26 protein-coding genes and 1 riboswitch are annotated in these 26,197 nt (G+C 46.7%); of the genes, 13 read left to right on the forward strand and 13 right to left on the reverse strand.

The window, feature by feature from the left end:
- Window positions 1-293 precede the first annotated feature (293 nt).
- Both WH46_RS02650 and WH46_RS02655 read left to right on the forward strand, forming a co-directional pair.
- Window positions 294-734, forward strand: coding sequence for a helix-turn-helix domain-containing protein (locus WH46_RS02650; RefSeq protein ID WP_046225578.1), 441 nt, complete (start codon window positions 294-296; stop codon window positions 732-734).
- A gap of 107 nt (window positions 735-841) precedes the next feature.
- Complete coding sequence (locus tag WH46_RS02655) at window positions 842-1,255, forward strand: ImmA/IrrE family metallo-endopeptidase (RefSeq protein ID WP_046225579.1); 414 nt, start codon at window positions 842-844, stop codon at window positions 1,253-1,255.
- A 255-nt stretch (window positions 1,256-1,510) separates the two neighbouring features.
- On the opposite strand, the gene WH46_RS02660 is transcribed toward WH46_RS02655, so the two are convergent.
- Entirely contained in the window at window positions 1,511-2,224 is a 714-nt protein-coding gene (locus WH46_RS02660) for a metal-dependent hydrolase (RefSeq protein WP_017812816.1), read from the reverse strand.
- Window positions 2,225-2,478: 254 nt separating this feature from the next.
- Here WH46_RS02660 and WH46_RS02665 point away from each other — a divergent pair, with 254 nt between their 5' ends.
- Window positions 2,479-2,979 carry a hypothetical protein gene (locus WH46_RS02665; RefSeq protein ID WP_046225580.1) on the forward strand — a complete coding sequence of 167 codons (501 nt, stop codon included), beginning with the start codon at window positions 2,479-2,481 and terminating at the stop codon, window positions 2,977-2,979.
- Window positions 2,980-3,129: 150 nt separating this feature from the next.
- Here the strand turns inward: WH46_RS02665 and WH46_RS02670 are convergent, their stop codons facing one another.
- Window positions 3,130-3,969, reverse strand: coding sequence for an EcsC family protein (locus WH46_RS02670; RefSeq protein ID WP_017812814.1), 840 nt, complete (start codon window positions 3,967-3,969; stop codon window positions 3,130-3,132).
- A 281-nt stretch (window positions 3,970-4,250) separates the two neighbouring features.
- Entirely contained in the window at window positions 4,251-4,415 is a 165-nt protein-coding gene (locus WH46_RS24200) for a hypothetical protein (RefSeq protein ID WP_197088240.1), read from the reverse strand.
- Window positions 4,416-4,839: 424 nt separating this feature from the next.
- Between WH46_RS24200 and WH46_RS02675 the strand changes: the two genes are divergently transcribed.
- Both WH46_RS02675 and WH46_RS02680 read left to right on the forward strand, forming a co-directional pair.
- Window positions 4,840-5,253, forward strand: a complete 414-nt coding sequence (locus tag WH46_RS02675; RefSeq protein WP_017812812.1) for a hypothetical protein — start codon at window positions 4,840-4,842, stop codon at window positions 5,251-5,253.
- 60 nt (window positions 5,254-5,313) lie between these two features.
- Window positions 5,314-6,021 (forward strand): AIM24 family protein, encoded by a 708-nt coding sequence (locus WH46_RS02680; RefSeq protein WP_082208287.1) that lies wholly within the window; start codon window positions 5,314-5,316, stop codon window positions 6,019-6,021.
- Window positions 6,022-6,259: 238 nt separating this feature from the next.
- Here WH46_RS02680 and budA read toward each other — a convergent pair whose 3' ends face one another.
- The 4 genes from budA to WH46_RS02700 form a co-directional block, all read right to left on the reverse strand.
- Window positions 6,260-6,985, reverse strand: coding sequence for an acetolactate decarboxylase (budA, locus tag WH46_RS02685; RefSeq protein ID WP_046225581.1), 726 nt, complete (start codon window positions 6,983-6,985; stop codon window positions 6,260-6,262).
- 75 nt (window positions 6,986-7,060) lie between these two features.
- A complete protein-coding gene (gene alsS / locus WH46_RS02690; protein WP_046225748.1) occupies window positions 7,061-8,737 on the reverse strand; it encodes an acetolactate synthase AlsS in 1,677 nt (558 codons plus the stop codon).
- Window positions 8,738-9,416: 679 nt separating this feature from the next.
- Window positions 9,417-10,007: a hypothetical protein gene (locus WH46_RS02695; RefSeq protein ID WP_046225582.1), complete on the reverse strand. Its 591-nt coding sequence runs from the start codon at window positions 10,005-10,007 to the stop codon at window positions 9,417-9,419.
- A 678-nt stretch (window positions 10,008-10,685) separates the two neighbouring features.
- On the reverse strand, window positions 10,686-11,015 hold the full coding sequence (locus tag WH46_RS02700; protein ID WP_046225583.1) for a hypothetical protein: 330 nt from the start codon (window positions 11,013-11,015) through the stop codon (window positions 10,686-10,688).
- 386 nt (window positions 11,016-11,401) lie between these two features.
- Here WH46_RS02700 and gpmA point away from each other — a divergent pair, with 386 nt between their 5' ends.
- The 6 genes from gpmA to queF all read left to right on the forward strand — a co-directional run bounded on the left by gpmA (window position 11,402) and on the right by queF (window position 16,663).
- Window positions 11,402-12,151: a 2,3-diphosphoglycerate-dependent phosphoglycerate mutase gene (gene gpmA / locus WH46_RS02705; protein WP_046225584.1), complete on the forward strand. Its 750-nt coding sequence runs from the start codon at window positions 11,402-11,404 to the stop codon at window positions 12,149-12,151.
- Between the two features lie 164 nt (window positions 12,152-12,315).
- Complete coding sequence (locus WH46_RS02710) at window positions 12,316-13,083, forward strand: DUF4253 domain-containing protein (protein ID WP_052714086.1); 768 nt, start codon at window positions 12,316-12,318, stop codon at window positions 13,081-13,083.
- Window positions 13,084-13,234: 151 nt separating this feature from the next.
- A riboswitch (PreQ1 riboswitch) is annotated at window positions 13,235-13,278 on the forward strand.
- Window positions 13,279-13,671: 393 nt separating this feature from the next.
- Entirely contained in the window at window positions 13,672-14,400 is a 729-nt protein-coding gene (queC, locus tag WH46_RS02715; protein WP_046225585.1) for a 7-cyano-7-deazaguanine synthase QueC, read from the forward strand.
- Complete coding sequence (gene queD, locus WH46_RS02720) at window positions 14,397-14,888, forward strand: 6-carboxytetrahydropterin synthase QueD (RefSeq protein WP_017812797.1); 492 nt, start codon at window positions 14,397-14,399, stop codon at window positions 14,886-14,888. Before queC ends, queD begins: the two co-directional genes overlap by 4 nt.
- The gene (gene queE / locus WH46_RS02725; RefSeq protein WP_082208288.1) at window positions 14,885-15,814 is read left to right on the forward strand and encodes a 7-carboxy-7-deazaguanine synthase QueE; all 930 of its coding nucleotides are present in this window, start codon (window positions 14,885-14,887) and stop codon (window positions 15,812-15,814) included. The genes queD and queE overlap by 4 nt, the downstream gene beginning before the upstream one ends.
- 351 nt (window positions 15,815-16,165) lie before the next feature.
- Entirely contained in the window at window positions 16,166-16,663 is a 498-nt protein-coding gene (gene queF / locus WH46_RS02730) for a preQ(1) synthase (protein WP_046225586.1), read from the forward strand.
- 171 nt (window positions 16,664-16,834) lie between these two features.
- Here queF and WH46_RS02735 read toward each other — a convergent pair whose 3' ends face one another.
- Window positions 16,835-17,743, reverse strand: coding sequence for a LysR family transcriptional regulator (locus WH46_RS02735; RefSeq protein ID WP_046225587.1), 909 nt, complete (start codon window positions 17,741-17,743; stop codon window positions 16,835-16,837).
- A 198-nt stretch (window positions 17,744-17,941) separates the two neighbouring features.
- Here WH46_RS02735 and WH46_RS02740 point away from each other — a divergent pair, with 198 nt between their 5' ends.
- Window positions 17,942-19,132: an MFS transporter gene (locus tag WH46_RS02740; RefSeq protein ID WP_046225588.1), complete on the forward strand. Its 1,191-nt coding sequence runs from the start codon at window positions 17,942-17,944 to the stop codon at window positions 19,130-19,132.
- Window positions 19,133-19,309: 177 nt separating this feature from the next.
- Here WH46_RS02740 and WH46_RS02745 read toward each other — a convergent pair whose 3' ends face one another.
- From WH46_RS02745 to WH46_RS02765, 5 genes are all read right to left on the reverse strand, one after another.
- Complete coding sequence (locus WH46_RS02745) at window positions 19,310-20,713, reverse strand: allantoinase (protein ID WP_046225589.1); 1,404 nt, start codon at window positions 20,711-20,713, stop codon at window positions 19,310-19,312.
- A 168-nt stretch (window positions 20,714-20,881) separates the two neighbouring features.
- Complete coding sequence (locus WH46_RS02750) at window positions 20,882-21,955, reverse strand: ABC transporter substrate-binding protein (RefSeq protein WP_046225590.1); 1,074 nt, start codon at window positions 21,953-21,955, stop codon at window positions 20,882-20,884.
- 132 nt (window positions 21,956-22,087) lie between these two features.
- Window positions 22,088-22,978, reverse strand: a complete 891-nt coding sequence (locus WH46_RS02755; RefSeq protein WP_046225591.1) for an ABC transporter permease — start codon at window positions 22,976-22,978, stop codon at window positions 22,088-22,090.
- Window positions 22,975-23,718, reverse strand: coding sequence for an ABC transporter ATP-binding protein (locus tag WH46_RS02760; RefSeq protein WP_046225592.1), 744 nt, complete (start codon window positions 23,716-23,718; stop codon window positions 22,975-22,977). Before WH46_RS02760 ends, WH46_RS02755 begins: the two co-directional genes overlap by 4 nt.
- Before the next feature lie 77 nt (window positions 23,719-23,795).
- Entirely contained in the window at window positions 23,796-24,482 is a 687-nt protein-coding gene (locus WH46_RS02765; protein WP_046225593.1) for a GntR family transcriptional regulator, read from the reverse strand.
- A 422-nt stretch (window positions 24,483-24,904) separates the two neighbouring features.
- On the opposite strand from WH46_RS02765, the gene WH46_RS02770 reads away from it, so the two are divergent.
- Entirely contained in the window at window positions 24,905-25,870 is a 966-nt protein-coding gene (locus WH46_RS02770; protein WP_046225594.1) for a S8 family peptidase, read from the forward strand.
- Window positions 25,871-26,197: the final 327 nt, after the last annotated feature.

Below are 26,197 nucleotides of genomic sequence, written 5' to 3' on the forward strand. Positions count from 1 at the left end.
CCATTAAAAATTCCATTTATTATCATTTGTTCGTATCTTGTTCGCATTTCTTATTCCTAAGATAACATGCTTATCTGTTATTCGTAAACTCTCATTTTTAGCCGTTTGAATCAATTAATCGATTATTATCTTCATTATGCTCTATAGTTTGTGCCTTTTGGCAAAGTAAACTTTTCCATTGTTTACCTAATGGCAATATTGGGGTATAGTACATATATTAAGCTTTGGCATCTACTTCTGTATATTTAGATTGGATTCGTGTTTACAGTGCCTATAGAAAGGGTGTTTTGTCGGTGGATAATTCTTCATTTGGCAGTTATTTGAAGCAAATACGTGAGCAGAAAAACTGGAGTATTAACCAACTGGCAGACCTTGCCGGCATCAGCACCTCACAAATCTCACGAATAGAAAATGGCAAACGCGGTGTACCCAAGCCCCAGACGATTGAGAAAATCACCAGAGCGCTGAATGTACCTTATGCGGAAATGATGGATCGTGCCGGATACCTGCGTCCGGAAGAAAATCAGCAGACACCCGAATGGGCCAATTCGCGGGATAAGCGTGATTTCAAAAAAATGCTTGAGGAAGATGGTGAATTGATGTTTGACGGTGTGCCGCTGGATGATGAAGACAAGCAGCGGATCAAGGATGTGTTAACCGGACTATTCTGGGAAGCCAAACAAATGAACAAGCGCAAACCGGTCGCTCCCGATGACCGCCGTAACCGTTCCTGAAGGATCGTCATCAATGCAGACGACTGTAACATGCAGCCGTCGCATTACCGGCAGTTGGAGATTACAGCTGCACCATAACGCCAAACGCTTACGAGGTGATTGTACCGATGGATGATACTGCAGCTCATCTGGTCCACAAGTATAAGACAAACTGCCCTTTTGAAATTGCTGAAGCGCTCGGCATACATATTCGCTACATGGATCTAGGCAAGTCCACCAAAGGACTGTACTACAAAAAACTCAGACGGCGCTTCATTGTAATTAATCAGGGCTTACCCGACCAATGGCAGCGATTTGTATGTGCGCATGAATTGGGTCATGATCGCCTGCACAAAGGATTGAGCCGCTTTTTCCTGGAAGAGCACTCCTATTTCTGGCCGGGCAAGCTGGAGAGGCAGGCAAATTCGTTTGCGATCACTCTGCTGACGGCCGGGCAGGAGCAGCGTCCCGGCGAGACACTGGAAGCTTTTGCGATGCGAACCGGTATCCCCCGCGAGATGCTATATTTTTTTGACCTTTGACCGAACATATGTTTGTCGAATGCAAGGTGTGAACTGGATGTATTTCACTGCATACCAAAAAGGAACGGTCTGATCAAGCCGTTCCTTTTTGTGTTGCCTGCTATTCCTGGTAATCAATCTTGCGCATACGACTCTTCCTTAAGCAGGCAGATTCCAGCTTTTCTCTGCCTGTTCATGCTACTCCCTCTGTGTACCCATTCGCAATTCAATCATGCAAAGCAGCACTTCTGCTCTCCTGGTCTTGTATTGACTCTTTTAACCGGTTAACTTTGGCAGGAATACGATACCGGCAATAATGAGCGTCAGGATAATACAGACATTCTCGACAGCCGACCCTTTTTTGGTCCCTGTACTCATCAGATTGAAGCGCAGTTTCCACTTGAGTGGCGGCAGCAGCCTTACACCGCGATTGGTCAGCGAGTCAGCCAGCAGATGCAGGAAATAGGAAGTACCGCCAGCGATCCAGATACTGGAGCCCAGATGGGCAGTCGTACCATACAGTAGCGCTGTCCAGGCCGCAGTACCGTAGATCGTATGGGTCAGTCCGCGATGCGGCAAGAATGTACAGATAATAAGCAGACTGCCGCCCATATAGTTCCACGGCGCGATTTCCCGTCCATAGATGATAATACCGACACCGATCAGGAACATGACTACTTTGCGCAGCGACCGGGTCGGCAAAAAAGCGACAAATACAATCGCTACAGCTATGCCAATATCCCACGGCATCCCAAATAATCCTTTCCATAGAATCCAGACAACAGAAGCCAGCATAATCGTCTGCAGAATACGCAGGATCGGCTCCGACAAAGTCTTGGAGACGAGGATTGAATTAGGCTCATCAATATCGGGTAATAAAGAACTGACGGCAGCAGCTACTACAGCAGCCGAAGTTACAGGAACACCGGCCATCGTCATGAGCGATACCGTGAGACCTGTACTGATAATAAAGTGGGATTTCCCCATCATAAGCGTGTTCTTCCTTTCCATTTTGCTTGTGCATTGGTCATGTTGTGGGAATAATAATATCTCCTATGGCACAGACGATATCCCGTCTGATCAGACTTTTGTAAAGTAGCTGTTTTTATTATCAGACCGATGTTAATTTTGGGATATCCGGCCCTCTAGGTCGCTGAATTATAGTATGGTAATGATAGAACCCGCTTGTTACCGAACCATTATTTCCAAGAGCCCTGTTTGGCTCCTCCCTAAGGAGAATGATTATGAGAATATCCATCAAATGGCTCCCCGTGCTGCTTGCTGGCAGTCTGCTCGCCGGCTGTAGCGAATCGACTATACTGTCCGTCGATCCATCAGAACATGCCAAAGGCTATGGCGCATCCGTAGAGTCGGTTCAGGTTGTCCAGCCACACCGCACTTCGGTCAAAGTCACACCGGCCTCTGAAACCAGTGATTCGATCAAGCCGGATCAGCTGGCTGATGCACTGCTCCAGGGCAATTATGAACTGGTCTATTCCCAGACGTCTCCGGTGTTCAAACGAGAAGTATCCTGGCAGGCTTTTATGGACACCGTACAATCCCTCAACAGCAGAGTGGATCATTATGTACCGGTAGCAGAGCAGCATATGGAAGGCACTCTGCGCAAAGTATGGGTCGATGACCATAATGACCGGCAAATTACAGCGCTGTTCGCTGAAAATCATGCAGAATATCCGGACCATACTATCCTGAATATGCACATACAGCAGCTGCATCTTCATTAGGATCTTATACAGCAGTAGACGGAACTGAATTATTATAGCACATATGTTCGTGTAAATAAAAACAAAGAAGGCGGATATGACATCCAAGTGTCAATATCCGCCTTCTTTGTTTTTATCTTTATTATTTCTTATCTCATATACCATACCTACTCAAGCTTCCGCTGCACCGGACTCTGCCTGTTCCATCTGCTGCAGTCGCTCCATAATGCGGCGTTTGCGATATAGCGTGCGACCGACTTCGGTTAATGCTTCCAGAGAATTTTTATTTACAAAGGAGCCAAAAATAATCCCTGCTACAGGTACTGCCTGGAACAGCTTGCGCCAGCCAAAATTATCACGGTAAGTAGTTATCACCTCGCGCCAGCCTTGAATCTGGGAGAATACTTCTTTGCCGGTATCTCCTTTTTCAAAATCAGCCAATTCCTCAAGTACCGCCTTTTTGCCGACGACATCCGATGAAGCGAATTGAAGACATTTGAGAATAAACAAACGCTCTTGAGGATCGGAAGGATAATACCCGTAACATAGAGCAATTTCCTGCAGCGCTTTGAGCGAGATACCGATCATGGCCGGAATATCTGCAGCAATGGTGAAAATACCGCCTACACCGGATGCCGCTCCTTCGAGTGCCGCCAGATTGGACCGGCTTCTGGAAATATCCATAGCTGCATTATCCATCACTTTAAGGGGCAGCTTCGCTACTTCACGCGGAGTCAGCTCGGTACCTTCCTGATCGCTAGCCTTGGCCAGACGCTGCATAATGCCTTTTGGAGAAATTAGATATTTGCCACCGTTCTGAATAAAGCGTCCCAGTTCATTGATCGCTGCTCCTATTTTGTCCCTTATGAATTTGGGGGTCATGCGATCCAGCAACATAAAAGGGATTCGGCCAATTTTATCCAGAATCGAACTCCCTCTCTGATCCTTCTCCCATTTGGCAATCTGCTGCAATTCCTGTTCCAGTTCTGTACGGCTCTCCTGTGTATGCATCCCATCGACTCCTCACTATTGATATGTATCTGTATCCTTCTGTATAGGTCTGTGTATTATGTATTATACCCGATTCTCTGCGTTTCAAGACAATTCCCGCTCTGCGTTCATTCTCTCCTGTAAGCCTAAAACAGAGAAAATTCTGCAGGGTGACTATATTGACATAATCACTATTAAAATGAAAAAGCCGCGGAGCATCTGCCCGCGTCTATTGGTATACTATATTGGAAATCGATCGTCGCACCGGGATGAACAGCCGCGTGCAAAGCACGTATCGGCTGTTAAATCATCTGTGCAGTGTCATTGGATGTATCTTGCAGGTGGTCCCGATTGTCACGTACCGGCACATAAGTTACACGGTCGATCAGCAATCCGTCGCCTACAGGCTCTCCATTGACCGTAATCATGATTTTCTTGAAATTGGGATCAAATTTGGTATCGTACATGTTGTTCACTCCTTGGATGTTATAATAGAAAATAGTGATATATAAAAGATTCCATTCACGATGGATGAGAAGGCGGTAATCCGTTATACAGCATAGTTGAATCGGTTATGTCCACTTAGGCTGGCAGGTGAAAGCGCGCCGCTGGTCCACCAGGACATGTATTTATTACCCCGGATATAGATCAGTTAAACATAGGCTGTGTTCAAATGCGGATTCCGCAGTATCTATTTCTTCTGAAACTGTCTGTCAGATGGAGGCTTCTACCTGCTCATTCCTCGCAAAAAGATGCATCTTCTTTTCCTTTCCTACGTAAACCGTGTAAGGCAGTACTGAATCAGCACCCGAGCAATATTCAGCGTTCTGGTTAATATATAGGTAGAATACATTTACGTCAGTACCTGCTCCATAGTAAGGAGGAATTCATGTGAAACTCAAATCCCGCTACCTGCAAACTGGTCTGATCGCGGCAATCGTTCTGTCCGGACTGACAGCTGCCCAGCCTTCTGCCCACGCTGGCTGGTGGGAAGACTATAAGAATGGAATCAAAAGCTTTACCAGCCTGCCCGAAGAAGTCAATGAACTTAAACAGGGCTACAGCAATGCAATGAACCAGCTGGATCAAGCCAAGACCAGTATGGAAGCCTATCGGGAAGAAAATGCCCGATTAGCAGAACAAAATCAGCTTTTGGCTCAAACCGTCCAGCAGCTGCAAAAATCGGAAGCTGAACGTGCTGCAAGTGCACGTTTCTGGAAAACGATCGTGTTCTCCGCGATCGGACTGGTTGCTCTGTGGTTTATATTTACCCGACTCGTCCGCTTCGGACTGCGCCGCCGTTAAGCTACGGCGGCTCTTTGTTTAGGAATGCATTTTTATTTATTGGATAAAGGAGGAGCTCCCGTGCAACTGCAATGGCAGCAATCTACTCATCCGCCTGTTTCCGGACAGGCTGTCACGCTCGCATTAGCCGATCAGGAGAAGCTCCATATGCTGCATCCCGGACAGATCATCGCCTATGACGGTCCTTCCAATGGACGACATGACCGGCTGATGGATGTCAAAGGCATGTACCGCAAGCGTAATCTGATCCGGGCTGACTTTACCGGGCCATGCCGGTTTGTTACCTCTCTCCCACCGGGCTTCAATCTGATCCCAATCACGATCGAACCTGGCAGCGATCTGTTGTATGATTTTCGCCATTTGTTCTATTATACAGAAGGTATTACTATGCAGACCCGCCTGCTCAAACTCAAAAATATCCTGATTACCCGGGATGTAGTCAAAGTGAAGTTCGGCGGTCAGGGAGAAATCGGACTGCTCACCCAGGGCACTGTTATGGAAATGAAACTGCATCCATCCGAACCGATCTATGTGGATGCACGCAGCCTGCTCGCCTATCCGGAGAATGCGGCGCTGAAGCTAAGCGTCTATGGCAATCATCTCGCCAGCCAGCATATGCGCTACCAATGGGCGATAACCGGCAGCGGTTCTATTCTGATCCAGAGTGGTCATGACAATGGTGAATTGGAACAGCATCTGAATGATGATAGTCTGTTTCGTCGTATCCTGCGTGAAGTGATTCCGTTCGGCGGCATTTTTATCAAGTAATAACAACCTATGAAAACAATTAAGAAAATGTGTAATCACAGAACCTGCAGATGCAGACTGCACATTATCGATTTTGATCCTCTTTTTGTCTACAATATTCTCTTTGTCCAGCCTTGCAGATACCATAGAAAAACCTTCCTGTTTTATTGCTGACAGGAAGGTCTTTTTGTTTATCGATACATGTTTTCTGTTCCAGGCTCATCTTGCAGTTACCGCTGGATTTTTCTGCTTTTTGTACTTAGCGGGATGAACCGGAACCTTCTGCAGTCAGAATATCCTGTTCCAGATTTGGCGTAGCCAGATCGGCCTGCAGATATGTCTCACTACTTGGCAGCAACAGATTGAACTGCTCGCTGCTGCACAGGGTGATTTTGCAGTTCTCCACGACAAAATCAAGCACATGTCCGCCGCCATTACGAGCATCATTAATAAAGTGCAGATGATAACCGGCAACGCCGATTCCCTGTGCAAAAGCAGGTGTCCAGAATCCGGCAATAATACCTTTGACATTAGTAAAGTGGAACGACGGCTGGGACTTGGTTACTTCCACGAATGGTTTGTATGGTTTCTCCTGATGAGGCACTGTACGAGTATGCACTTCACGGAAAGTACCTTCAATCCGGATCGCATGGAACAGATTCGGACTGGAAATGAGTTCATCCAGTACTTTTTCCAGCTGTTCCCGGTTCAGGGTCCGGTTCAGCTCATGAGTCTGCTGGGCTTCAAAAAAAGTCACGGTCGAAAATGGCGTACTTTCTTCCAGCAGAACGCGTTTGGCTGTACCGTTCGGATATAGATGGTAGAATGAACCGTCAAAGGCGATCATCTCTCCATCCAGCTGGTGGAAAGTACCAATTCCAAAATCACCATATTGCTTGAGTTCTCCGAACGTGATTGCACCGTCATACAGTCCGCTCAATAGTGCAACCATTGTCGAAGCCTGATATACTGCAGGGTTTTTCATGATCATTCTCTCCTTTTATGGGTCCGTTCAATAGATGTATCAGTCAATGAGCATAACAAATAGAATATTGTCCGATCAGTTCATTGCATCCGGCAACAGCTTGGCACCAAGTTTGATATTATCCCGGTAATCGATAGGAATATCGACCACGACAGGCCCCTGCTGAGCTAGCGCCTGACGCAGTACATCTTCCAGTTCGCCTGGTTGATGTACACGCAGTCCAATCGCACCAAAGCTCTCTGCGTATTTCACAATATCCACATCGCCAAAATGAACACCGGAGGTACGTCCATATTTCATTTCCTGCTGGAAGGCTACCATATCGTACGTACCATCATTCCATACAATGTGCACAAGCGGGGATTGCAGACGTACCGCTGTTTCCAGTTCCATCGAAGAGAACAGGAAACCTCCATCGCCGGAGATGGATACGACTTTCTCCTGTGGATTCACCAGTCCGGCAGCAATCGCCCATGGCAAAGCAACTCCCAATGTCTGCATCCCATTACTGAACAGCAGACGACGCGGCTCATAAGAGCGGAAGTAGCGTGCCATCCAGATATAGTGGGAACCCACATCGCAGGTAACCGTTACCTGATCGCTGATCAGCTTGCGCAGCGTGCGGATAAAATAAAGCGGATGAACACGTCCTGAATCGGATGGAGTAATCGCAATATCATCCTGGGTCAATTTGTTTTGCTGGCGGCGCATCGCATTGCGTGCCTCACTGGAAAAACGCAATCCTTTTAATAATGGTGTCAATGCATTCACGTTCATCGCAATATCGCCAATCAGCTCGCCGGCTGGCTGGTAATCCTGATCAATATCGGCTTTGCGGTTGTCCAAATGGAAAACAAGACGATTCTGCCCTTTATTCCACTGATAAGGGTCATACTCGATTGGATCATAACCGATTGTTAATACAAGATCTGACTGCTGTAGCAAAATATCGCCCGGCTGGTTGCTGAACAGACCGACACGTCCATAGAAATGATCTTCCAGATCGCGCGAGATAGCGCCTGCAGCCTGGAAAGTCTCTACCACAGGCAGATCTGTATCACGAATAAGTTCACGTACTGCAGAAGTGACTGCCGGTGAGCTTGCTTTCATACCGAGCAGCAGAACCGGCATTTTGGCTTGGCGAATCTGCCGGGCAACCGATTCGATTAGTTCTGCAGGTGCAGTGCCCAATTGAGGCATACGTGATTGATAGAAATTGAAATCTTTGGCTTCATGCAGCAGTACATCGGTAGGCAGACTGACAAAGGATGCACCGGGCTGCGAAGCAGAAGCTTCACGGAAAGCATTCGTAATCGCTTCGGCGACGTTGTCGGGATGTCCGACTTCGACGCTATATTTGGTAACCGGCTGGAACAGCCCGGCATTATCCATCGATTGGTGGGTGCGCTTCAGACTGGCTGTACGGGGAACCGCACCAGCAAGAGCAACGACAGGATCACTTTCGGCATTGGCGGTTACCAGACCAGTGACCAGATTGGATGCGCCAGGACCGGATGTTACCAGACATACACCGGGCTTACCAGTCAGTCTGCCAATCGCTGCCGCCATAAACGCAGCATTCTGTTCGTGACGGCATACGATTAGCTGAGGACCACGATCCTGCAGTATATCGAATACCGGATCGATCTTCGCTCCGGGAATACCGAATACATACTGTACATCCTGGGCAATCAGGGTATCCACGACCATATCGGCCCCTGTTTTTGCCTTTGTTTTGGCGGCGGCCGCCATTTCATTGTGGGAGGAATCTGTCGTTTGCGCTTCTGAAGACTGTTCAGTTGGGATCATCATATTCTCTCTCTCTGTTCGGGTAGTCGTACTCAATCTGTCCATCTCCTTTTTGTGGTGTGCTTATGATATTTTCTGTATTTACATGTAAATATGGAAAAGAGTACATATCTATTCTATTACCATAAAAAGTAAAATCAACTCTTAAAATTTGAAATATCTACTGAAAACGATAACAAAATGACCATAATGCAGAAATAGCTATCAATTTCTTACATTTAATTCGATATAACGTTTTCATTCGTGTTTCTGCCTTTTTGTGCCGGAATAAGGCTGATATTTCGATCTTTAACATTTAAAAATATGTATAAACCCGTGCTTTACCATAATATTCCAAAATTCTTTCACATTATAATTTTGCTCATCTAGAACAAAGCTCACGATGTATTCTGCTACCTTGACAGATGTTTTGACAAAATCACCGGCCAAGGTAGCTACACCATGACTTGATAACACAAGACAAAGTAATGATAATGCTGGTGCAACCACCACAGATCAAGAAGTTTTTTCTATTTTGATACATAAAAAAACCCTACTCCTGGTATCCACCAAAAGTAAGGCATCTGATTATTATATATTCGTATACGTCCATGATAAAGAATGAAAACCACTTGAGAGGTAATTATGATTTCCAGAGTTCAAAGCGTGGCTCGACCAGCTTGTTCAGCATTTTATACTGCTTCTGATCCATATAACCAATCAGCAGATGCTGACCCAGTGCCATATAGACAAACTGCTGCTCGCCACCGCGACGCATATCCAGCTGGATCATGCGGTCAAAGAATGTTTTGTCCACCCATTCATTGTAATACCGGATATCCCACTCGACCTTGTCGCCATGATACAGAAATGAAAATAGTACTTCTTCCCGCTCATGATCCAGACAGCTGCGGATAAACTTCATATCCAGCTGATCTCCGGTCATGGCTACCATACGTTCTGCCAGCTGGGTGTAAAGATCGGTATTCTCGATCTCCTGCAGATCGACATACCAGAGCTGGTTCGTAGGATAGATACATTCACCATCTGCACAGATCTGTTCTCCCAGAGAAATTAGCAGATTGGTATACGGCCGTTCTTCATACCAGGACAGTGAATTGCCAGCAATAATCTGGTTCATGTCCACGTCTGCATTTAGCACAATGCCTGCTTCCTGCAGCTTATTCCATTGATCTGCTAACGGAATCGTTTTATTGCGAAAAAAACTGATCATTATTAATCTCCTCTCTGTTATATATTCTTCAGATTGGCATTGTTTAACGGCCTTTTTCGTCGCGCTTCAACTATTCTTTCGCATCTATTTTGCAAAATAACTTTGGTTGTAAAATGAGTGACTGTATAAGTTTGTTAAAAATCACATCAGGGGAACTGCCATTCCTGCTCGTATGCTTGATGTCATGTTTCCAATCTGGTTTATACGGATACTTTGCGTATCACAGAGCATATTTTAGTGTAACAGGATTGCACTTTCAAAATCCTGAGTCTAAAGACTCCGTTATTCAAAATTTGAAGATATTTGTCACAATCGACATACGTCTTCATGCAATTATTAGTTATTAGTACCCATTAAATTTAACCTTGAAAATCTTTTCTACCTATTTTTCTATCCATTTTAATGCATAAACAGCTTAAATATCAACTTTTTAAGTGATTTCGACTTTTTCTGAACATAACAGGTCATTGGTATGTAGAAGAGCATGACTTTGTGCCTTGACCGCAGTGAAAAGTCCTGTTCTATAACACAGCAGGTAGAGCAAAAAAATGGATTGCAGCGCAAATAGCCATACACTGTATCAGATACAGGATGGCTATAAGGCAGATAGCTTCACACGACTATGCAAGCTTTGGTATTGAGTTTATACACATTCATAGGAGATGGAGCAGCTGTTAATTAGTCGTTGGAAGCACTTGCCTCTTCACGTTCGCGCTGCACATGCGGAGGAATGTCTGCCACGTCGCAGGCATCCCATGCTGCATCAATGATGCGGTCGAATTCGTCATCATTTTCCTCGATAACCGTCTCTAATGCTTCAATCTCTTCTTCTTTGCCGGATTCGTTCAGGAAATGCAGACTGTAATCCCAGTCAGTGCCCCGTTTGGAAAACAGAGTGAGTTCGTAAGGTTCGGCATGTCCTTCGACTTCCAGTTCGACTTTACCGACAAAGCCTTTTTCCGGTTCTTCTAGCTTTTCCAGCTTGGCGCTGCGGATTGTAATATTCATGGATGAATCTCCTTTATAGATAGTTTGAGACAATCAGATCGTTAGAGCATTCTTCCTGCTAATTCGCAGTAATTCATACAGATATACGAATAGATAATTGCTGTCTGCTTTAAAATAACACGAATGTAGAGTCCTTGCCAATCAATGTGAAGAAGTTATCTATCATTTACACCAGCAAGGAATAATTGATGAAATAATCGACATGATTTTCACCAGACAGTATTGGTTAAAAATTCAAATAGAGAGCAAGCATATAACCTCATCCTGGTACTGGATTCCTCACTATCCGGCAAGCCATTTATTTGCTCACTTCAGCATAGCTTATACATCATTTATAACGTATCGCTCATCCCATTATTCTTATCTGCTGAAAGGGGAACTACTTCATGTATCACGTTATTCTGGTTCGTCATGGAGAAAGTGAATATAATCGCAAAAACCTGTTTACTGGCTGGACGGATGTATCACTCAGTGAAAGGGGAATTCATGAGGCGCGTGAAGCGGGTCAGCTCATTCGCGAGGCAGGGTACACCTTTGATCTGGCTTTCTCATCTGTCTTGAAACGCTCCATCCAGACTATGCATTACATTCTGGATGAGCTGGATCTACTCTGGATTCCCGAGCAAAAAGCCTGGAAGCTGAATGAACGACATTATGGTGCTCTGCAAGGGCTCAGCAAGTCCGATACAGCAGACCAATATGGTGAAGAACAGCTGCATTTATGGCGGCGGAGTCTAACGGTACGTCCCCCTCTCTTGAGTCCCGATGACCCGCGCAGTCCACGTATGGAAGAACGATACAAGAATATTAACGAGCATGATCTTCCGCTTGGTGAGAGTCTGCAGGATACCGTGCATAGGGTTGGGGAATTCTGGCATCATCGCATTGTACCCTTGATTCGCAAAAAGGAACGTATTCTTATTTCTGCGCACGGTAATACACTGCGGGCACTGATCAAATACATGGAAGATATCGATGAGAAAACATTGACCGAACTCAATATTCCTACAGGTATTCCTTTGGTCTATGAACTGGACGAGAATGTGCAGCCTATCCGCCGCTTCTATCTGGGCGAACCGGAACATATCGAACGTAAATCAGCCGAAGTAGCCAATTCCAGCAATGTAACCGAATAAGCCCATAGGAATGCAGCATGATAACATATACAATAATGAAGCAAGCATACGGCAACGTGTGTTTGTCGTATAGCTTGATCATTACTGTCAGTACTATTTTGATACCTACATAGGCAGATCCGATTGGAATTAACTACATTTTTCACGTAAAAGGAGTTTTGATCATGAACGAAGTGATGCTGCAATGGCTGAAAGCCTATCCTACTCAAACTGTTGAACCTGCAGATGTCATCTACCGGGAAGAGCCTGATGGAGCTCACCGGCTACTGGTGCTGCCCAATGACAATATCGAGGAACATATGGAAGAAGCAATCGATACAGCACAATCCACCACTGAATATGTAAGCCGGCAGTCCGCTGAAGCGGATACACTTTCTTTGACGCAAGCTTTGGCGCGCTGTATGGTATGGCTGCTGGAATCAAGTGAACTTCCGGTAAACTACCAGCCGCTAACTTCATTATCCACGGCGGAATTATATGAGGCCTATCGCTATCTGGCTGAGCTGGAAGGTCCTCGCGATGATCTGGATGAACAGCTGATCGCCACGGATAAAACACTTCCTGTGCCAGATGCCTCATGGACAGAAGAACGTGCGGAAGATTGTGCTCTCTGGCTAACGCTGCCGCAGGGACAGGAGTATTATGCACCGCTGATCATTCCAATGGGCGGATTCAATGAGTGTCCCGAGCCGCTGCTGCAATCCGTTGTGTTCCGGGAATGGCAGCAGCAGTATCATGCCATTCCGATTGCAGTGAATGATAGCACATGGATTCTGCACGCTCTTCAGCGGCCACAGACGGATGAACAGGCACTGAACCTTGCCAGAGAACATACACTATTCTGCCCATATGTACTGGAAGGATTTGATACGATTGGTGAATATGCCAGTTATCTGAAGCAGCAGAATATCTGGTATTTCTGGTGGGATTGATTTCATAAATCCCCCTAGTAATCCGGTTTGAATATGCTATACTGATGAAGCGGTTTTCAAGCCGCATCCTGAACAGAAGAAAGTCCGTGGTTGTTCTGATAGGAACTACTCTTTCTATTTTGGTAGAAATGGAAGTTCTGTGCAGTACAACGCGGGAGAGGTTCGCGAACTCCCTCTATAAAAAACTAAAACCGCCTCATTGCAGGTGCTTACGAAGCAGGTATAGGAACCGACTCCACATCCTATTCGCTAGAACAATCCGTTCTCGCAGAATAATCATGAGGTCTGTTGGAACTTATCTGACTTTCAAAAAGCCGCAATTGCAGGTTTGTTTTTGCTTGAGCATTTTGTATACATCCGATTCATTGATGAGTATTTCATTTACACAACATGATGCTGCAGAATGCTACTATAGATCAAGTTCATGGAACTCTCTTCTTCCCAAAGGACAACAGAAACCACGCTCGGATAGGTTGTATATCCTGCCTGCGGATGTTTGGCTAGTGCCGAATTTTCTTATGCAGCGATATCTTTCATAACCCGGCTGTATTTTCTGATATCCCCTGATGGAAATGGAGAGATTTTTTTATGCTTAAAAATGAAAAAGCGGTTGTCGTATTCAGCGGCGGCCAGGATAGTACGACCTGCCTGTTCTGGGCAAAACAGACATTTGCCGAGGTAGAGGTAGTTACGTTTAACTACGGACAACGTCATAGCGCCGAGATCGAAGTCGCCAAGCAAATCGCCGAAGAATTGGGAGTCCAGCAGACGATTCTGGATATGAGCTTGCTGAACCAGCTCGCTCCCAATGCACTGACCCGTTCAGATATCGAGATCACCCACGAAGAAGGAGAGCTCCCGAGCACATTCGTCGACGGACGCAATTTGCTGTTCCTGAGCTTCGCTGCGATCCTAGCCAAGCAAAAAGGCGCACGTCATCTGATTACCGGCGTATGCGAGACCGATTTTAGCGGCTACCCGGACTGCCGTGATATTTTCGTCAAATCCCTGAATGTGACGCTCAATCTGTCCATGAACTATGACTTTGTTATTCATACGCCGCTGATGTGGCTGGACAAATTCGAGACATGGAAAATGGCGGACGAACTGGGCGCCTTCCAATATATTCGTGAGAATACGCTCACTTGCTACAACGGCATCATCGGTGATGGCTGCGGAGAATGCCCGGCGTGCAAGCTGCGCAAGGCAGGACTGGACAAATATGTACAGGAGCGTAATACTGCACCGGCAGCCCGCCGTATTATGATTGAACTGGATGAATCCGACACTTCTGCTGCACGGGGTGGACAACAATGACGAATCAACCCGGACCTTTTCGTATTGTCGAGAAACTGCAGCAATATGGCACCGACATTCAGCATGACCAGCTTCGCTACCATCGCAAACGGGTGCTGGTGAACAAGGAATTTACGTTCGATGCAGCCCATCATCTGCATGCCTACGAAGGCAAGTGCATGAATCTGCATGGACATACGTATCGAGTAATTTTTGGTATTAGCGGCATTCCATCCATGAATGGTATCGTTGTGGATTTTGGCGATATCAAGAACATCTGGAAAGAACGCATCGAGCCTTATTTGGATCATCGTTACCTGAACGAGACGCTGCCGCCAATGAATACAACTGCCGAGAACATGGTTGTCTGGCTGTACGAGCAGATGGAGCAAGCGCTGCAAAGCGATCCGTACTGCGATCAGGTACAAGGCGGACGCACCGAATTCGTGCAGTTGTATGAGACACCAACCAGCTATGCCGAAGCCAGACGGGAGTGGATGGAATCATGAGCCGCATCCTTACCGACAAACCAAGCGATATGATCGTCGACCAAGTAAACAGTAACGAAGCGCCAACAAATAAAAATGATCATACAGGCCGCGAAAATGAGCAAGCCAGTCGTGGAAATGAATCTGTTGCTAAGGCAAGCCGTCCTACAGCCACTATCCCGGTACTGGAGATTTTCGGACCAACGGTTCAGGGCGAAGGCATGGTCATTGGTCAAAAAACAATGTTCGTACGTACTGCAGGCTGCGATTACCGCTGCAGCTGGTGCGACTCTGCCTTCACCTGGGACGGCAGCGCCAAAGACCAGATCCGCAAGCTGAGTGCTCAGGACGTATACGATGAACTCAAAGCCATCGGTGGTGACCGCTTCAACCATGTCACTATTTCGGGCGGCAATCCGGCACTGCTGGTATCCATCGGTGAACTGGTTCAGCTGCTGCGCCACGATGGAATTCGTACAGCTGTCGAGACACAGGGTTCCCGCTGGCAGGATTGGCTGCTGGATATCAACGATGTAACCATCTCGCCCAAACCGCCAAGCTCGGGGATGGAGACCAACTTCGAGATCCTGGACAGTATGATCCGCAAACTGCGCCAAAATAAGATCAATCAGATGATGCAGGATATCATCTATGCCGACTCGGACGAACAGGCACCTGTCGATCAATCGATCAGCCTCAAAGTCGTTATTTTCGACGAAGCCGATCTGAAATATGCGGAACAGGTACACAAGCGCTACCCGAATGTACCGTTCTACATGCAGACCGGTAATCCCGACGTTACCAGTGCCGACGACAATATTGCTTCTTCTCTGCTGCATCGCTACGAATGGCTGATCGACCAGGCTATGGACATGCCAGCCTTTAACGATGCCCGTATTCTACCCCAGCTGCATACTCTCGTATGGGGTAACAAACGCGGCGTGTAGACGAGACTGTACTTTAATTTCAGCAATACACGAGGATGCCAGCCTGGACAGCAATATTTCATATGAGGACGAGTGATTTTACTGCCACTCTATTCCCCACATGCCAGCCGCAGGCTTGAATATCTTTTTTATGATTTCGGTTCTTATAGTAATGCACCTGATGAATTCCATACGCCAGCGGAGGGAATGAATAGCTCGAAAGGTCGCCTTTAAGCCCGGATATATACCATTGTAATCCTTATTTCAAAATATCCGGGCTTACCAGCGACCGCAAGAGCTAATCATTTCCGAAGCGCCTTGCCCATTCAACTAGCTCTATTCTCAAATTCGTAATTAAAAGGAGATTCCCATATGTCAGGAAGACAACAAGATGAAATGCAAGACCTCACCCTGCTCGGTAACCAGGGTACCAAATACACATTTGAGTACGATCCAAGTATCTTGGAGAGCTTTGATAACAAACACTCGTATCGTGATTACTTTGTCAAATTCAACTGCCCGGAATTCACCAGTCTGTGCCCGATTACCGGCCAGCCGGATTTTGCGACCATCTATATCAGCTATATCCCAGATGTGAAAATGGTAGAGAGCAAATCGCTCAAGCTGTACCTGTTCAGCTTCCGTAATCACGGTGATTTCCATGAGGACTGCATGAATATTATCCTCAACGATCTCGTGAAACTGATGGACCCTCGTTATATCGAAGTCTGGGGCAAATTCACCCCGCGTGGCGGCATCTCGATCGATCCATACACCAACTACGGCAAACCGGGCACCAAGTATGAGCAAATGGCCGAGCATCGCATGATGAACCATGATATGTATCCGGAGACTATTGATAACCGCTAATTTTTGCAGCGTATAAATCTCTTATGTATAATCGCTATATTATGTATCTTATTAACTCCATCCTTATCCAAAAGCGCATGTCCTTTTCTGCCTCACAGAGAAGAACGTGCGCTTTTGTTTTGAGTATCTTATTCCTGTATGGGTTCGTTATACGGTATGCTTATGTACCTGTCAGTACAGTGATCCAGTGTCAGCATCTTCAGGCTGTGAGAAATACTGCCGGGTCATTTCCATAAAGGCTCTTGCCGCTACTCCCATATAACGATCGGTACGGTACACCAGCTCGATCTTTCGTACAGGAGCCGGATTTACGATAGGGACGGCAGTGAGAACATTATCCAGCAGGGTTGCCAGCATATCATGAAGATGGATACTGAATCCGATCCCTGCCTGTACCATACGCAGCTGGGAAGTCGCCGATCCATTGTCCATCACGGTTATCAGCTCCCACCCTTTTTCCTGAAAGCATCGTTCGATCAGTATCCTTCCTAGAAATCCCTGTGGATATAAGACAAGCGGTAGCTCTCTCACCTGCTCCAATTCAATGACTTTCTGCTGACCAAGAGGGTGAACGGCAGGCATGAACAGACTGTAGCTTTCCTCGCCCAGCAGGGTTTGAACGAGGCGATGATCCGGACGTTCGGCCAGTCCGATACCAATATCCACTTTATCTTCAAAAATAAACTTGTGCACTTCAATAGTGGGTATAATCTCCAGCCGAACTCCAGGAAAACGACTGTGAAACTCAATCCATAATTCATTTAGGCGATAATCCAGATCCGATGGCAATACACCGATGCGCAGGGTTCCCCGCTGTTGTACCTGCAGCTCAGCAATAGAAGAACGTGCATTTTGCATAGTACGCAGAATTGTGGTGCTGTAATGATACAACAATCGGCCTGCTTCGGTCAGCGCTGTCTTTTTGCCAATGCGATCGAATAACGGTGTGCCAAGTTCGTCTTCGAGTACCCTGATCTGCTGACTCAGTGTAGGCTGTGAGATATTCAGTCGATCAGCAGCCCGGGTAAAATGAAGTTCTTCGCATACTGCTACAAAATAATGAAGCTGTCGCAGTTCCATTCTGCTCCTCCTCCACTTGTTATTTCACTTTTTGAGATTAATTTCTCAGGAATCACACTGTAATCATCGTTTCATACTATTATTATTATAGAAATAATAGTATGGTACAATCATTTTCTCTGTTTTATGCTGGATAGATGATGGCTCATGAAAGAGGCTATCAATTCTTGCTTAAACCTGGGAAAAGGAGCTTTTATCATGCGGTACAGTTTTTATATCATCCTATTAATTCTGGCAGCGCTCAATCTGCGTCCTGCCATCACTTCTATTTCTCCCCTAATGCAGAGTATTCGAGCCGATCTGGGACTGAATGGAACAATCGCCAGTCTGCTGGTCACTCTGCCGGTACTTGGAATGGGGACATTCGCTCCGCTGTCTCTACGTTGGAGTCAGCGCTGGGGAATGGAAAAAGTCATCTGGTGCTCCCTTATCCTGATTGGTCTGTCTACTTTTCTGCGCAGCTGGGCACATGTACCAGGACTGCTGCTGGGCAGTGCTCTGATCGCTGGTGCAGGCATCGGAATGATCAGTCCACTGCTCTCCGGCTTTATCAAAAAATATTTCCCTCATCCTGCAGCCATGGTTAGTCTATATTCGGTATCGATGGTGATTGGTGCTGCGATTGCTTCCGGTCTGGCGGTTCCCATGCAGAACTGGACAGGGGGTTCCTGGTCTATCGCTCTGTCCTGCTGGTCCCTACTGGCTCTGATCGCAGCCGTCTTCTGGTTTAAATTGGTGATCCATGTCAACATACCTGCTGCGGAGCAAGGCATCCAACGAACACGTATGCCTTTTCGCCAAAAACGTGCCTGGCTGCTGACTGTATTCTTTGGTCTAATGTCGTCTATTTTTTATTCTTTTACCGCCTGGTTATCTCCGATTATGCAGCATATCGGATATTCCCAGCTGCAGGCCGGTTATATGGTGACACTGTTCACTCTGACACAGATTCCGGTGAGTTTTCTGATTCCGGCTGGTGCTCACCGATTCGGTCGCCGCAAATGGTGGTTGATTGGATGCAGTATTATGGAGCTTATCGCACTAACGCTGCTAGTAATGGGAAATCTGCCTGTACTCGCTGTAATTTTGTTAAGTATAGGTACAGGTGGATTATTCCCGCTGGCACTGATGCTACCTATTCAGGAGGCACCGGATACGGCACAGGCCAATGCATTATCTGCCATGAATCAGAGTGTAGGTTATTTGATTGGCGCTATGGGTCCGCTAATGATTGGCTGGTTATATGACAGCTACCATAGCTTCCTGCCTGCTTATCTGGTGCTGGCTGTTGTTATCAGCGTTATGATTCTGCTTCAATGGCGAATTGGTCATTACACAGGTGACACGGATCAGACCGCTTCTGTTCGTCCGGTAATGTCATCCGAATAAATTTTTATACTTTTACACAATAAAAAAAGCGCTGTTCCAATATGGAATGGCGCCTTTTTGCAGTTTATATAATTTGCTGTTTACTATTCTACTTTACTGTTTTTTATTCTACTTTATTGAACCCGTGATTGTTAACCGCACCTCACTTTCACTTGCTTGTAAAGTCCGGAATACTACTCAAAAGAGACTAAGCGGTTTTTCATTTCGGATGTGCAGTGACTTTCCTACAGCATGATCATGCACACCTTTTTCGCGGGTATAAACGATATGTCCGCGTACAACTGTCATACTGACCTGACAGCCCATCTCCCTGTCTACGTATGGGCTATGCTTATGCCGGTAGAGCAGCTGTTCGGATTGTACGGTATACGCTGTATTCAGATCTACCAGCACAAGGTCTGCATCTGCACCGATTCGTATTTCTCCTTTTTGCGGATATAATCCGAATCGGCGTGCAGGTGCTTGGGACAGCATCCGGCTGATTAGCGGCAGCGGCAAACCTCGCTTCTTGTATCCTTCACTAATCATTAGTTCCAGGGAATGCTGGGCTCCCGAGATGCCTCCCCAGGCGTCGAACATATCGGCGGCAGCAGCGGTCTTGAGTACAGTCGGACATGGCGAATGATCCGAAGTAATCATATCTATATCCCCTGCTGCGACACACTGCCACAGCAGTTCTTGTTCATCCAGGCTGCGCAGCGGTGGTGCACATTTGGCAGCCGGACCAATCTGCTCCAGATCAACATCTGTTAGCGTCAAATAATGAGGACAGGTCTCCAGAGTCACATCCATGCCTTCCTGTCTGGCGTCCTGAATCATCCGTACTGCTGCTGCACTGCTGATATGTACAAAATGCAGTGAACAGCCGGTCTGTCTGCCATACTCCAGTGCTGTACGTACTGCTTCCAGCTCTGCCTGTATCGGGCGGGATGCGGAATAATCGGCAGCTGTGGTGCGTCCTTCAGCCAACAAGGCTGCTGTCCACGCAGAGACGATAGGTTCACTTTCAGCATGAAGCGCGAGTACGCGGCCCATACGGGCAATATGCCTCATTCCTTCAAGCAGAGTAAGATCATCGACATTGCGAAAAGCTTCTTCACTCGGGTCACCGGGCGCCGACATGAATGCCTTGAATCCGCATACTCCCTGCTCACTGAGCGCATCCAGCTCTTGCAGATTGCCCGGTACCAACCCACCCCAGCAGGCATAATCAATATGGGAATGACCCACTGCCAATTCCCTTTTCTGCTGCAGCGCGGCCGGTGTTACTGTCGGGGGAACGCCATTGAGCGGCATATCCATATACGTGGTGCATCCTCCTGCAGCCAGTGCTGCCGATCCAGTCACGAATCCTTCCCAATCGCCAAATCCCGGTTCATTCAGATGCACATGCGCATCAATCATACCGGCCATAATATACAAACCTTCTGCGTTCACGAGCTGTCTGGCGCTCTCGATATCCTCGCAAGAAAGCTTGCCAATATGCACAATGACGCCTTTATCGACGGCGATATCGGTCTGCTGCACCTTATCCGGGAAAACCACGGTTCCGCCTGTAAATACCAGATCATAGGAATACATGGGCTGCACGCTCCTGTCTGCGAGATGATTATGTACAGCGGGAGAGCATCCTGTACTCATGATGTCTCCCGCCAGATACTGCAAGTCTGTTGGCTCTCATTATAAGGATTCAGCAGGTTTACTCACTATTGACCGATTATCCTGTTGGTTATTATTGTTCACTATCGGTTACTTGATATCTGCCTCTACCAGGGAAGAATCCACATCTTTGAGCAGGCTTAGATCATGATAGGATGCCGGCGCCGGGATGGAAGTGATATTGCCAACCGATTGCAGGTAATTACCAACCGCCGGACCATTACTTCCATTTACATACGTATCGTCCACTTTCATGGAATAGACATTACGATTCATGATTTCCTTGAGTTCAGCTTCGCTTAAGTGCAGTTCGGGAGCGAGTATTTTGATTGCTTCTTCGCGATGATCATTAATATAATCGGTTGCTTTGTCGAGTGCGCGCAGCACGGCTTTCACTGTATTCGGATTTTCCTCGAGATACTTGTCAGTGACTTGAACAGTGGTATGTACACTCATCCAGTTCACATCACCTTTGTTGTCGGGAAGCTCGCTCTTCGTACCACTGAACAGGAACTTGCCACCACCCTGCACTGCTTTGGTAATAAAAGGCTCCCAGGCTGCCATCGCATCAATATCGCCATTTTGCAGCGCAACTACCGCATCGCTCGGTGCCAGATTGACGAATTTGATTTTGCTAACGTCCACGCCCAGTTCCTTGCCCATATTATCAATCGCAATTTTGACATCGGCTCCGTTAGGAATACCGATCGTTTTGCCTTCCAGATCCTTGGCGGAACTAAGCTGCAATTTGGAGGAACCGACTACGGCCTGCGTACCGGCAATTTGAGCCAGAGGGGCGACAATTTTGACACCGATATTATTGGATTTGAGGATAATATCCATAAAGTTGGTCTGGATACTGATTGGCGCACTGCCGCCGGAAATCATCGGACCAATATCGGGGCCACTCTCGATCAGCTTGCTCTCGACATTCAGCCCCTCTTCCTTAAAGTAACCCAGCTTGTCCGCAATAATCTGCTGCGAAGAGATCTGCGCATCCCGTACACCGACCAGCATAATATCCGTCTGTTCCAGACCGGTGGCTGCCCCTGTACCACTCGCCGCGGCTGTTTCTTTGTCTGCTGTTCCTCCGCTGGAGCATGCTGTTGCCAATACCGATACCATCGCCAGACCCGTTATCATTTGCAGCCAATTCTTCTTCATTTCTGTTTCCCCCTTGAATATAGAATGGATTGTATCTTATATATGGATACCTCCTGCTACGTTGTTCTGGCTGTTAAGGTATTTATCCCGACATTGCTTGTTTCCTGTAATTTCGTTGTTGTTTTCCCATTGTTATCTGACTTTTTCTACTGCTTCTCCAATACCGCCACGACGCCAGGCCAGTACTTTGCGTTCCAGCAGCTTGAGCAGCAGGGCGAACAGGCTGTATTCGATACCGATCAGAATAATCGCTACGAACATATTCGTTACTTTAAAATAGTTGCGCGCATCCACGATCAGATAGCCCAGACCCGAATCGGCGCCCATCATCTCCGATACGATCAATGCGGAAAAAGAAAGTCCCAGACTAATCTGCGCACCGATCAGCAGATTCGGAATAGCCGAAGGAATCATAATGCGGGTAAACACCTGACGCTGCGAAGCACCCAGACTGAGCGCCGAGCGAATCAGCGTCGAAGGTACGGATTTGAATCCTTCTACCGTATTGACCAGTACCGGGACAAATGTCGTCCATGCAATGAGCAGCACTTTGGGGAATTCACCAATACCAAACCAGATAATAAACAACGGCAGCAGAGCGAGCGAAGGAATCGGGCTTACCAGCGTTAGAAAAGGCGACATCCAGCGCTCCAGCATGGAGAACTTGCTCATTAATACCGCTAGCAGCACAGCCACTGTCGCCCCACAGGCAAACCCGAAAAAGATACGCATGGAGCTGGCGAGCAGACTGTCGGTAATAATGCCTGTTTGGGCAAGTTCCCAGCCGTCATGAACCAGCAGGGATGGCGCTGGCAGAAACAATGGATTGAACATCTGGATACGACCGTTCAGCTGGGAGAACAGCTCCCATACTACAAAAAATAGCACATATGGAATTACATTTTTGATCATACCCATAGTAGATTGCAAGCCCGTACCTTTGCGCTTGCGGACCGTATTCAGCTGGAGCGCCGGTGCAGCAGCCTCCCCGGTTTTGGATAAGGTGGTCTGAATTTCATTCATACGATAACCTCCTCTTCATCTTCCATGAGCAGCCGTTCGATCCGCGCCATCATATCCGCGAATCCTGGAGAATCAAAGGAACGAGGATGCTGAATGCCAATCTCGAATACCTCGGCAACAACTCCATGTTTCATCACGACGACCCGGTCTGCCAGATAGACGGCTTCACTAATACTGTGGGTGACAAATAAAATTGTCGTATGCAGCTTCTCGTACAGTCTTCGCAGTTCACGCTGCATCATATCACGTGTCAGAATATCCAGTGCGCCGAACGGCTCATCCATCAGCAGGATATCCGGATGGCTTGCCAGTGCCCGGGCGATACCAACCCGCTGCTTCATGCCGCCGGACAGCTCTGCCGGATAATGGGCTCCGTATGCTTCCAGCCCTACCAGACCGAGGAACTCCCTGGCGGTCTCGCGTGCCTGCTTTTTGGGCATCCCCTGTACTTCCGGACCAAAAGCTACATTCTCCAGTACCGTACACCAAGGGAAAAGTGCATGATCCTGGAAGACCATACCACGCTGACGGGACGGTCCCTGAATCTTCTCGCCATTAATCTTGATCTCGCCTTCATCGGGAAATATGTACCCCGCTACCATATTCAGCAGTGTTGATTTGCCACAGCCGCTGTGTCCGAGAATACAGATAAATTCATTTTCATGAATAGTCAGATCCACATCCTGCAGAATCGTCCGCTCACCAAAATTTTTGCGTACCTTTTCAACGATTAATTTCATCAGGCTTCTCTCCTTTGGGTACAATCTGTATCGGATTTGGCATCCAACATTGTATACAATCCATAGCAGACAGAAGTTTATACGGTTTGTCCGCCTGCCTGCCGCTGTTCCTGCAAAATATCTGCCAGTGATAATGCACGTGCATGCTGTTCATTAAAGTTCAACTCCTGCTCGATCTCTCCCAGATGATCCAGCATAAGCTGTTCGGCCAAAGTCGCTTCTCCTTGCCGAATCGCTTCCAGGATTCGCTGATGATCCTGACAGCACTTGGTCTTCTGCTCTCCATACAGGGCAATCACTACATAAGAGAGAGAAATCAGCTCTTCCAGATAACGATAGTAATAAGAATTTCCTGAAGCTTCTGCCAGCTTGAGATGAAAATCGCCTGTTATCCGTATCGCTTCCAGAATACGTCCATCACGCTGAGCTGCGTGTTCTTCCTGGATCAAACGACTGAGCCGGATATACTGATCATTCTTGAATTCCTGACATAGCTTCTGTACAACAGCGACTTCTATAACACGTCTCATCTCAAAAATCTGTCTGGCTTCATAGATCGTCGGACAGGAGACAAATGCTCCTTTGTAAGGAATGATAGTTACCAGTTTCTCTGCTGCCAGACGACGAACTACATTACGCACCGGTGTCCGACTAACTCCAAATGACTCTGCCAGCACTTCTTCTACCAACTGCATATTGGGACGCATCTTCTGCTCAATAATAGCCTGCTTGATTGCATCGTAGATTTCCTGTTCCTGGCCCAATATTCATGCGCTCCTTTCGGACTGTATCGCAACTTTATTTACACGGAGTATAGAATGCGCTCTATAATTACGTCAATAAATTTAACATACAAAGCTTTATTTTCTATTATCGTGCACTAAAAGTGACGTTTACATTTGTAACCATAGCTAATTCTTTACTTTATGTAATATATTCTTACTTTAAATCCAAATTATAAATAATTAAAAAGATTTACCTCTGAATGTAAGTTAGTTAATGTGACATTAGCATTTCAACTACTCACAACTAAAAAGCTTTTCAACTTCTTCAGCTGATTAGTCCCATAAAGAACTGGTTATGGATTACTGCTACTTTTACTGTTAAAATATACCAAACCACATCTTACTGTTATGCATACGCTGGGCTGCTCCATCATCCGTATTTCCGACAGGAGGAAACGAAAATGGCAGGTCAAATGAGAGTTATTCCTTTCCAGGTTGTTACTCAGGCAGAACAGGTGCATGAGACTCCACAGGGAGTCTCGTTGATTCAGGCTTCACAGGTATGGGAACAGAGCCGCGGAGAAGGGGTTACAATTGCGATTCTTGATACGGGCTGCGATACCGATCACCCGGATCTGCAGGGCAGAATTCAGGGTGGTCGTAATTTTACAGGAGATGATGAAGGGAATCCGGATATCTATGAAGACTACAATGGTCATGGTACCCATGTGGCAGGAACGATTGCCGGTATTGCCAATGATTCCGGCGTAGTCGGCGTAGCTCCCGAAGCCAATTTGCTTATTCTCAAAGTACTGGATCATCAGGGGTCCGGGCAGTATGAATGGATTATTAACGGAATCAATTATGCCGTAGAGCAAAAGGTAGATATCATCTCCATGTCGCTTGGTGGCCCGGAAGATGTACCTGCCATGCATGAAGCGATCCAAAAAGTCGTAGCCCAGAATATTCTGGTAATCTGCGCTGCAGGCAATGAAGGAGACAGTCAGGAATCTACCGATGAATACGGATATCCGGGTTATTATAATGAAGTGATCAGCGTAGGTTCGGTCAATCTGTCCAGACAGTCATCCGAATTCTCCAATACCAATACCGAGGTGGATCTGGTTGCACCGGGTGAAGATATTCTATCTACTTATCTCGATGGCAAATATGCCACACTAAGTGGTACTTCCATGGCGACGCCGCACGTATCCGGAGCGATGGCACTAATCAAAGTCATCGCCAATCGCAGCTTCGAACGTGAACTGACCGAGCCGGAGCTGTACGCACAGCTCGTTCGACGCACGATTCCCCTGGGCTACTCTCCCCGTGCGGAAGGTAATGGATTTCTGTATCTAACTGCACTGGAAAAGCTGGCGGAAGTACTCAAACCCGAAGCCGTAGTCAAAATGCTGGGTCGTTCCTGAGCAAATTAACTTTGTAGCATGGGACAGAATATTTCAAAGTAATCATTAAGCGCATCCGGTGCCCTGCTGCACTCGGATGCGTTTTGATAGGATACGCCTGATAATCTAATACAGCAGCAAAGAAACAATTCCAAACAGATATATAGTTTCACCCTGCATAGATACATAGTTTCATATAGAGCGCTTGAATATAATTTTGGTTATCGACTTTTCTTTTTTTACTTGTCACACAAAGTATTTTGCGTTCAGGACTCAGTAATGAATCAAATTCTGATATACTGAAATACAGATTACGCGTACGATGAACAATAGTCATGTTTTTGTTCC

The sequence above is a fragment of the Paenibacillus dauci genome (genome assembly GCF_000971985.1).
GTDB classification, from domain to species: domain Bacteria; phylum Bacillota; class Bacilli; order Paenibacillales; family Paenibacillaceae; genus Saccharibacillus; species Saccharibacillus dauci.